Here is a 7,500-nt window from a genome sequence, read left to right on the forward strand (position 1 = left end):
TTTCCAAATCGTTGGTAGTCTTTATGGATTCACCATTGTTTTTAAAGTAATTCATCATAATTTTTTTCAACAGAAGAAGGCCGTATTCATCGGGGAACTAACATTTAAAGAAAATGAAATAGATATTTTAAATAAAATTTATCCATTAGAAAAAATATCAAAAATCAGAATTAAGGGAAACGATATTAAGGGAGATTTTCGAGGTCTAAAATCTCAAGGAGTTAATAATGAATTGTTTTTAGATTTAAAAAGTGGAGATCAACTAATCTATTTTTTTCAACAAACCATTGAAAATCAATTAAAAGACATTTTGGTTTTAAATAAATATGTTGAGGAAGGAAAATTGACCCAATTAAATTATGACAGTATTATTGAGAATACAAATTATTACTAATTTTAAAAACTGGTGATTTTGAAATTTTTAAAATTCTTTTTATTATTCTTTTGCCTCTCGATTTCAGCACAAAAAACTGGGACGATTTCTCCAACTTATGCTTTTCCGAAAATAAAATCCAGCATTACAATGCCGGTAAAAATTCCTTTAAGTGAGATTAGTGCAATGGTGAATTCTTCCGTGAAAGATTTGATTTACGAAGATAATTCTTATGACGACAACAATAACGATCAGTTTAAAGTAAAAGTTTGGAAAACAAAACCTATTAGAATCGTCGGCGGAACTCACGATAATTTATTGATCGCAGTTTCTTTAAAAATTTGGGCAGAAAAAGGCATTGGAACTTTGGGCGTTTACACCTATCAAAACACCACTTTTGAAACTGTGATGTTTTTTAATACACAATTAACGGTTAATAATAACTGGACAATTTCGACGAAAACAACGGCAAATGGCTTTCAATGGGTTACAAAACCCGTATTAGATTATGGCAGAATAAAAATTCCGATTACATCTTTGGTAGAAAATAGTTTGAAAGAAGAACAGATAAAATTTTGCACAATCATTGATGAGCAAATGAAAACTCAACTTAATTTTCAACAACTTGCAATTAATGCGTGGAATTTATTTGCAGAGCCTTTTGATGTTTCGGATGAATATAAAACCTGGTTAAAAATTACGCCTTTAAGTGTGAATCTTACACCAATTAAAATTCATGGCAATGAGATTGACACCAATATCGGTCTGGACGTTTATTCTGAAACTTTTACGGGTTTAAAACCAGAAAAATCCGCACTTGTTGGCGCAATGGCAAATTTTAATTTTGTGCCACAACTTCAAAATGCTTTTAATTTAAATAGCACTGCAAATATTCCATATGAAGCGGCAACAAAAATTGCAGAGAAGACATTTCTAAATAAAAAATATGATTTCAGAGAAGGAAAATCTGAGATAACAATTACGGGAATTAAAGTTTACGGCGAAGAAAATAAATTAATAATCGAAGCCGAAACTTCTGGAACAATCAACGGAACTTCTTATATTTCTGGAATTCCGGTTTATGATGAAGTAAAACATAAAATAGTTTTGAGCGAGACAAAATTTAAACTAAAAACCAATAATATTTTCCAAAAAACTTTGACTATTTTATTTCAGAAAAAAATCACTGGAATGATTGAGGATGAATATGGAATTCCAACATCAGATATAGAACTCAGTTCTAAAAGCAGCATCGAAGCCGCTTTTAACAAAGACTATTACAAAGGTTTAAAAATCAGTGGACAAGTTTACAAACTAAATCCAACGCAAATTCTTCTCACACCCAATGGTATTACTGCTGTTATTGTAACTGATGCGACGATTAATCTTAAGTTGCAGGGAATCTAATTTTTACTACATTTAGCAAAAAAATATGGCTAAACTTTTAAAAATTGTTCACGAGAATAGAGCCGAAAAAATCTTAAGATTAGTAAATTATATTATTGATTTCGCTTTCTGCTATTTTTTAATTATTATTTTTTACGCATTATGCGGCTTTCTGTATTCACTAATTACGGGTGCTAGTTTTGAAGTGGTTGCAGCGGAAATGGGAAATATCAATACTTTCATTGATAGATTTGTAACTTTAGGTCTCTATATTTGTCTGATGTGCATGTTTGAATTTTTAACAAAAGGAAGGAGTTTAGGTAAGCTTATAACTGGAACTGTTGCAGTAAAGACTGACGGTTCTCCACTTTCATTCCGTGAATATTTTTTGAGAAATTTAAGTCGCGCAATACCTTTTGATTTTCTAAGTTTTCTTGGTCAAAACGGTTGGTATGACACTGTAACAGACACTAGAGTTGTAAAAAAGAAAAGGTATGATGAATCGCAAATTCAGAAAATTGATTTAGATAATTTGGGCAAATCTGCTGTAGATTAAAAATAAACGGATTTTACAATTTTATCTAAATATTTTTTTTAAAATTTTCCCTTCGAAAAATAAAAACTTATATTTGCACTTCTTAAAAAATGGTTTCGTGGCCGAGTGGTTAGGCAGTGGTCTGCAACACCATCTACAGCGGTTCGAATCCGCTCGAAACCTCAAAACAAGTCATTGATTTTCAATGACTTGTTTTTTTTTAAACCCACAACAATTAAACTTTAACGTTTCCTTAACACCAGTTTGGTTTCAGTATTGAAAGTAGACTAATCCTAAATTGAAATTTAAATATCATGAAAAATATAATGTTAATCGGTTTTGTGTCTTTATTGAATATTACAGCTTGTAATAAAGATAAAACTGAAACTACGCAGAGTCTTGCAGATCAAAAAATTGAATTTCAGACAAGACAGTTGGAAATTGAACAACAAAAATTAGCCATCCAAAAAGAAAGCATGGTTTACAACGAGCAGAAAAAAAAGGATAGTTTAAGTGCGATCGCAACTAAAAAAGCCGCTGCAGTAAAATCTGCACCAGAAAGAGTGAGAACAAGAACAGTTTACGTAAATAATACGCCGAGAAGTTCTTCTAATTCAGGCACTTCTTCAGGAACAACTGCTACTGCTCCACAGAAAAGAGGATGGAGTTCTGCAGCCAAAGGAACTGTAATCGGAACCGTTGGTGGCGCAGCAGCGGGAGCAATTATTGCTAAGAAAAATCCAGCTTTAGGTGCCGTTATTGGTGGTGTCGTAGGTGGTGCAACTGGATACACAATTGGACGATCAAATGACAGAAAATCTGGACGTGTACAACCAAGGAATTAATTTTAATCTCATACTTATAAAAAGATTGCTTATTTTTAAGCAATCTTTTTTATGCTTTATCTTTTCCTTTCTATAATTGTTTTACTTCCAATTTTCGCAGGATTTGGAAGATTGGTCGAAATTTTTATAGGTAAATTATCCGAGGATATTTCAAGCACAATTTTCCAAGGAATTTTCACCGTTTCCACTTCATTTATACTTGTAGCTTTTTTTTTACCGCTAAATATTTATGTAGAATTTTTAACTATTTTCATAGGTTTTAGTTTTTTTATATACTTTAAATTATACAAGCAATTATGGATTTTTTTAAAATCTAACTATCAAATTTTTTCAATAGCAACGGTTATTATTTCACTCTTCGGAAGTTTTTACCCCTTTATTTTAGACCATTTTGGTTATTACATTCCGTCCATAAAATGGCTGTCCGAAATCGGTTTAGTGAAAGGAATTTCAAACGTAGATCTACTTTTAGGACAGATGTCTTCTTGGCATTTTTTAGAAGCAGGATTTTCTAATTTCACAGATGTCTATTTAAGATTGAATTCAGTTTTAATGGTCGTCTATTTAATTTACATTTTAGAGAAAAAGGCCTTGCTGCACTTTTTATTTTTTCCAGTTTTATTACTTTTTACTCAATCCCCAAGTCCCGATTTACCCGCAATAATTTTTTCTCTAATTATTTTAAATGAGATATTAGACGGAAATAAAAATGCTAACATATTATTTGTGCTTTCTATTTTTGTTTTCGCCATAAAACCAACCATGATTTGGGTGCCAATTTTCTGTCTGCTATACTCTATTTTAATTTTAGAATCTAAACTTAAATTTTTATATTTCGGTTCAGTTTTATTTTTATTTTTCATTCTAAAAAATCTTTACACATTTGGCTTTCCAATATTCCCAGTTTCTCTTTTTGATTTAAATTTAAGTTGGAAACCAAACCCAGAACTATTAAAAATATCTTCCCAAACTGCCATCCAAAAAACCTACGATATGCAATATTCAATACCGCAAATCCATCGTTTTTCAACTTTAGATTACATTAAAAATTGGCTCTTTCTTGATGGTATAAAATCGATAATTCATTGTAGTTTGATTATTTTAATTTCAATTTTTAGTATTTACACGTTTAAGAAAAATAAGAAAATAATTTACTTTCTGTGGATCTCTATTTTGGTTAAATTTATTTTAGTTCTCTTATTTTCAGCACAATACCGTTTTTTTATTGATGTTTTTTTTGTAGTTTTCTTTATCATTTTTTATCAAACATTTAGTAAACGATTGATTTTAATGACAGCGGTAATTTTAACAAGTTTTTCTTTTTTAATTTTAAGTATTCCACAACTGCTTCAAAATTACGTTCCAAGTTTTAAATTAGGTTTTTTCATGGCAGGGTTTTCGAAAGATCAATGGTTAAAACCAGCCATTTTTAAGTTAGAAAAATATGAAGATCATCAAATAGGAAATTTAAAATTTAACGTAGTCAAAAATTATCCCTTTAGCTTTGACACTCCAATTCCAGCCATTTCACCAGAATTTTTAAAAGAAGATTTGGATGCAGGAATATTTCCGCAAATGATTTCAAATAGTATGAAAGACGGTTTTATCTGGAAAAAATTATCACCAGAAGATCATCAAAAATTAAAATTAATCGTGGAAGATTTAGGCGTTCAGAAATCATCTTTTTAAATTCTTTAATAAATTAATGTTGCAAAAAATAGTCTTAAATTTGCAGTATGTTCACATTAGGAAATTTTCTCACGCTATCTACATTTGGTGAAAGTCATGGCGAGGCTTACGGTGGAATTTTAAGTAATTTTCCAGCAGGTTTGGAAATTGACCTTGAAGAAATTCAAAAACAGTTAGACCGCAGAAAGCCGGGCCAATCTTCTATCGTTACCCAAAGGAAAGAAAGCGACACGGTTAAATTTTTATCAGGGATTTTTGAGGGAAAATCTACCGGAACGCCGATTGGTTTTTTAGTTCCCAATGAAAATCAAAAATCAAAAGATTACGATCATATTGCTCAATATTACAGACCTTCACATGCAGATTTCACTTACGACAAAAAATTTGGAATTAGGGATTACCGCGGTGGCGGAAAATCTTCCGCACGTGAAACTTTAAATTGGGTAATTGCGGGAAGTTTAGCTAAACAATTTCTGCCAAAGGAAGTTAAAATCAATGCTTACGTTTCTTCCGTTGGTGATATTTTTTGTGAAAAACCCTACCAAGATTTAGATTTTTCTAAAATTGATTCAAACGACATTCGTTGTCCGGATCCAAAATCAGCAGAAAAAATGATTACCAGAATTAAAGAAATTAAAAAAGAAGGAAACACGATTGGTGGGACAATTACCTGCGTTTTGCAAAATGTCCCAGTGGGAATTGGCGAACCGGTTTTTGGGAAGTTACAGGCGGAATTGGCAAAAGGAATGATGAATATTAATGCGGCGAAAGGTTTTGAATATGGCAGCGGATTTTGTGGGGCAAGAATGACTGGCGCAGAACATAATGATATTTTTAACGAAGACGGAACAACAAAAACCAATCTTTCGGGTGGCATTCAAGGTGGAATTTCAAACGGAATGGATATTTATTTTCGGGTGGCTTTTAAACCTGTAGCAACAATTTTGAGACCGCAAGATAGCATCGACAAAGAAGGAAACAAAGTAACCGTAGAAGGAAAAGGCCGACACGATCCTTGCGTTTTGCCTCGCGCAGTGCCGATAGTGGAAAATTTAGCAGCGTTTATTTTGGCAGATTTATATTTAATTAATAAAATTAGAACCATTTAATGGAAAAATATTGGGATAAAGCGGTTTCTTACGAAACCTATAAAAAAGATGCAGAAGAACGAATTTTAAACCCTGCAAATGAAGAAGAAGCAGAAAAAAAAGGCTACTATGAATTGGGGTTGAACAGAATGCACCGCATGGAAAAAGTTTTTATACCAAGTGCAGAAGATTTAGAAATGCTTCGATCAAAAGATTTCAAAGGGAAAATTTTAATTGTTTCCGAGGCTTGGTGCGGAGACGCAAGTCAGGCAATTCCTGTGATCGATGCGTTTTTTAAAAATAAGAATGAGGTTCGACTATTTTACAGAGATTCTGACCAATCACTAATTGATCAATTTTTAACAAACGGCGCACAAGGAATTCCAATTATTATTTTATTAAATGAAGATTTTTCAGTTAAAAATTATTGGGGACCACGTCCAAAACATGGTGCCGAATTATTGAAAGAATTTAAAGAAAATCCCGATAATTATCTACGCGAAGAATTTTATAACGATCTTCAGGTTTATTATTCTAAAAATCGTGGAAAAGATACTTTAGAAGAAATTTTAAACTTATTGTAAAATGAGATTTTTAAAGAAAAATATTATTTATCTGGTCTTAACTGCTTTTTTGATAGCCGTATTAACGATTCCGAAATTTGGCGATTTTGTGCGTGGGCAAATTTTAATGAGTCCATCAATAAGTAAAGTTCAAGATGCGATTACATTCTCAGATGCAGATTATGATATCGTTTTAAAAGGAATTAATGTGCCGGACGCAAACTTAAAAGATTTTAAAAACGAAACTGTTTTCCTTAATTTTTGGGGAACTTGGTGTCCACCGTGTCGTGCAGAATGGCCGACTATTCAGAAATTATATGAAGCGAAAAACGGTAAAATGAAATTTGTTTTAATCGCAATGCAGGATAAGGAAGAAGACATTCGAAAATTTCTGAAAGAAAATAACTATAATGTTCCCGTTTATATCGCCCAAAGTCCACTTTCTGAGAAAATATTGCCTGAGGTTTTTCCTACTACTTTTATTTTAGGTAAAGGCGGAAGAATTTTACAAAAAGAAGATGGTTCAAAAGATTGGAATTCCAAAAATGTTTCAGATTTTATTGATAATGTTACGAAATAAAAGCTAAAAATAATTGGAATAGATTTTGTAAAACTTCAGAAAAATTACACAAAAAATGGCATCAAAAATTAACTTAGCAATCGAAGCTTTTAAACACAAAGGTTTTGTGCAGAAACTTCCAACTATCTGGCGGATGATGAATTCCATTCGTAAAAAAGACTATCGTCCTGAATTAAAAAATTTAATAGTTCCTGGCTTGGTACTTTTATATGTTCTTTCACCTATTGATCTTATTCCGGATTGGATTCCGGTAATTGGCGAAATGGATGATTTGGCACTAGTTATTATGGCGATGCCACTTCTGCTTAAAGAAACAGAGCGATTTCTAGCTTGGGAAAATGAACGTAAAGCTAAAACGATGATAGAGGCATAAATTATTTCGTAATTATTTAATATTTAAATTCACAAGTATTTCAACTAAAGTTGAAATACTTTTTTTTG

Annotated in this window: 9 protein-coding genes and 1 tRNA gene; all 10 read left to right on the forward strand. The window is 31.7% G+C overall.

Annotated elements, in window-relative coordinates; genetic code table 11:
* A partial coding sequence (locus ACVBED_RS03255) for a hypothetical protein (protein ID WP_447121548.1) occupies positions 1 to 394 on the forward strand: 394 nt, incomplete at its 5' end.
* A 12-nt stretch (positions 395 to 406) separates the two neighbouring features.
* Positions 407 to 1,780: a DUF4403 family protein gene (locus ACVBED_RS03260; RefSeq protein ID WP_447121549.1), complete on the forward strand. Its 1,374-nt coding sequence runs from the start codon at positions 407 to 409 to the stop codon at positions 1,778 to 1,780.
* Positions 1,781 to 1,805: 25 nt separating this feature from the next.
* On the forward strand, positions 1,806 to 2,315 hold the full coding sequence (locus ACVBED_RS03265; RefSeq protein WP_447121550.1) for an RDD family protein: 510 nt from the start codon (positions 1,806 to 1,808) through the stop codon (positions 2,313 to 2,315).
* Positions 2,316 to 2,406: 91 nt separating this feature from the next.
* A tRNA-Cys gene (locus tag ACVBED_RS03270) sits at positions 2,407 to 2,477 on the forward strand.
* Positions 2,478 to 2,608: 131 nt separating this feature from the next.
* The gene (locus ACVBED_RS03275; RefSeq protein WP_473094478.1) at positions 2,609 to 3,139 is read left to right on the forward strand and encodes a YMGG-like glycine zipper-containing protein; all 531 of its coding nucleotides are present in this window, start codon (positions 2,609 to 2,611) and stop codon (positions 3,137 to 3,139) included.
* Positions 3,140 to 3,190: 51 nt separating this feature from the next.
* Positions 3,191 to 4,828, forward strand: a complete 1,638-nt coding sequence (locus ACVBED_RS03280) for an LIC_10190 family membrane protein (protein ID WP_473094479.1) — start codon at positions 3,191 to 3,193, stop codon at positions 4,826 to 4,828.
* A gap of 47 nt (positions 4,829 to 4,875) precedes the next feature.
* Positions 4,876 to 5,937, forward strand: coding sequence for a chorismate synthase (gene aroC, locus ACVBED_RS03285; RefSeq protein ID WP_447121553.1), 1,062 nt, complete (start codon positions 4,876 to 4,878; stop codon positions 5,935 to 5,937).
* The gene (locus ACVBED_RS03290; RefSeq protein WP_447121554.1) at positions 5,937 to 6,500 is read left to right on the forward strand and encodes a thioredoxin family protein; all 564 of its coding nucleotides are present in this window, start codon (positions 5,937 to 5,939) and stop codon (positions 6,498 to 6,500) included. The genes aroC and ACVBED_RS03290 overlap by 1 nt, the downstream gene beginning before the upstream one ends.
* Position 6,501: 1 nt before the next feature.
* Positions 6,502 to 7,059, forward strand: a complete 558-nt coding sequence (locus ACVBED_RS03295) for a TlpA family protein disulfide reductase (protein WP_473094480.1) — start codon at positions 6,502 to 6,504, stop codon at positions 7,057 to 7,059.
* Positions 7,060 to 7,114: 55 nt separating this feature from the next.
* Entirely contained in the window at positions 7,115 to 7,432 is a 318-nt protein-coding gene (locus ACVBED_RS03300) for a YkvA family protein (RefSeq protein WP_447121555.1), read from the forward strand.
* Positions 7,433 to 7,500: the final 68 nt, after the last annotated feature.

This window comes from Halpernia sp. GG3, assembly GCF_052976925.2.

What these genes read in the sequence shown, in the direction of transcription:
- ACVBED_RS03290 (WP_447121554.1), top strand. Translation starts at nt 5,937, where the DNA reads ATGGAAAAATATTGGGATAAAGCGGTTTCTTACGAAACCTATAAAAAA.
- ACVBED_RS03275 (WP_473094478.1), top strand. Translation starts at nt 2,609, where the DNA reads ATGAAAAATATAATGTTAATCGGTTTTGTGTCTTTATTGAATATTACA.
- ACVBED_RS03265 (WP_447121550.1), top strand. Translation starts at nt 1,806, where the DNA reads ATGGCTAAACTTTTAAAAATTGTTCACGAGAATAGAGCCGAAAAAATC.
- ACVBED_RS03295 (WP_473094480.1), top strand. Translation starts at nt 6,502, where the DNA reads ATGAGATTTTTAAAGAAAAATATTATTTATCTGGTCTTAACTGCTTTT.
- aroC (WP_447121553.1), top strand. Translation starts at nt 4,876, where the DNA reads ATGTTCACATTAGGAAATTTTCTCACGCTATCTACATTTGGTGAAAGT.
- ACVBED_RS03280 (WP_473094479.1), top strand. Translation starts at nt 3,191, where the DNA reads ATGCTTTATCTTTTCCTTTCTATAATTGTTTTACTTCCAATTTTCGCA.
- ACVBED_RS03300 (WP_447121555.1), top strand. Translation starts at nt 7,115, where the DNA reads ATGGCATCAAAAATTAACTTAGCAATCGAAGCTTTTAAACACAAAGGT.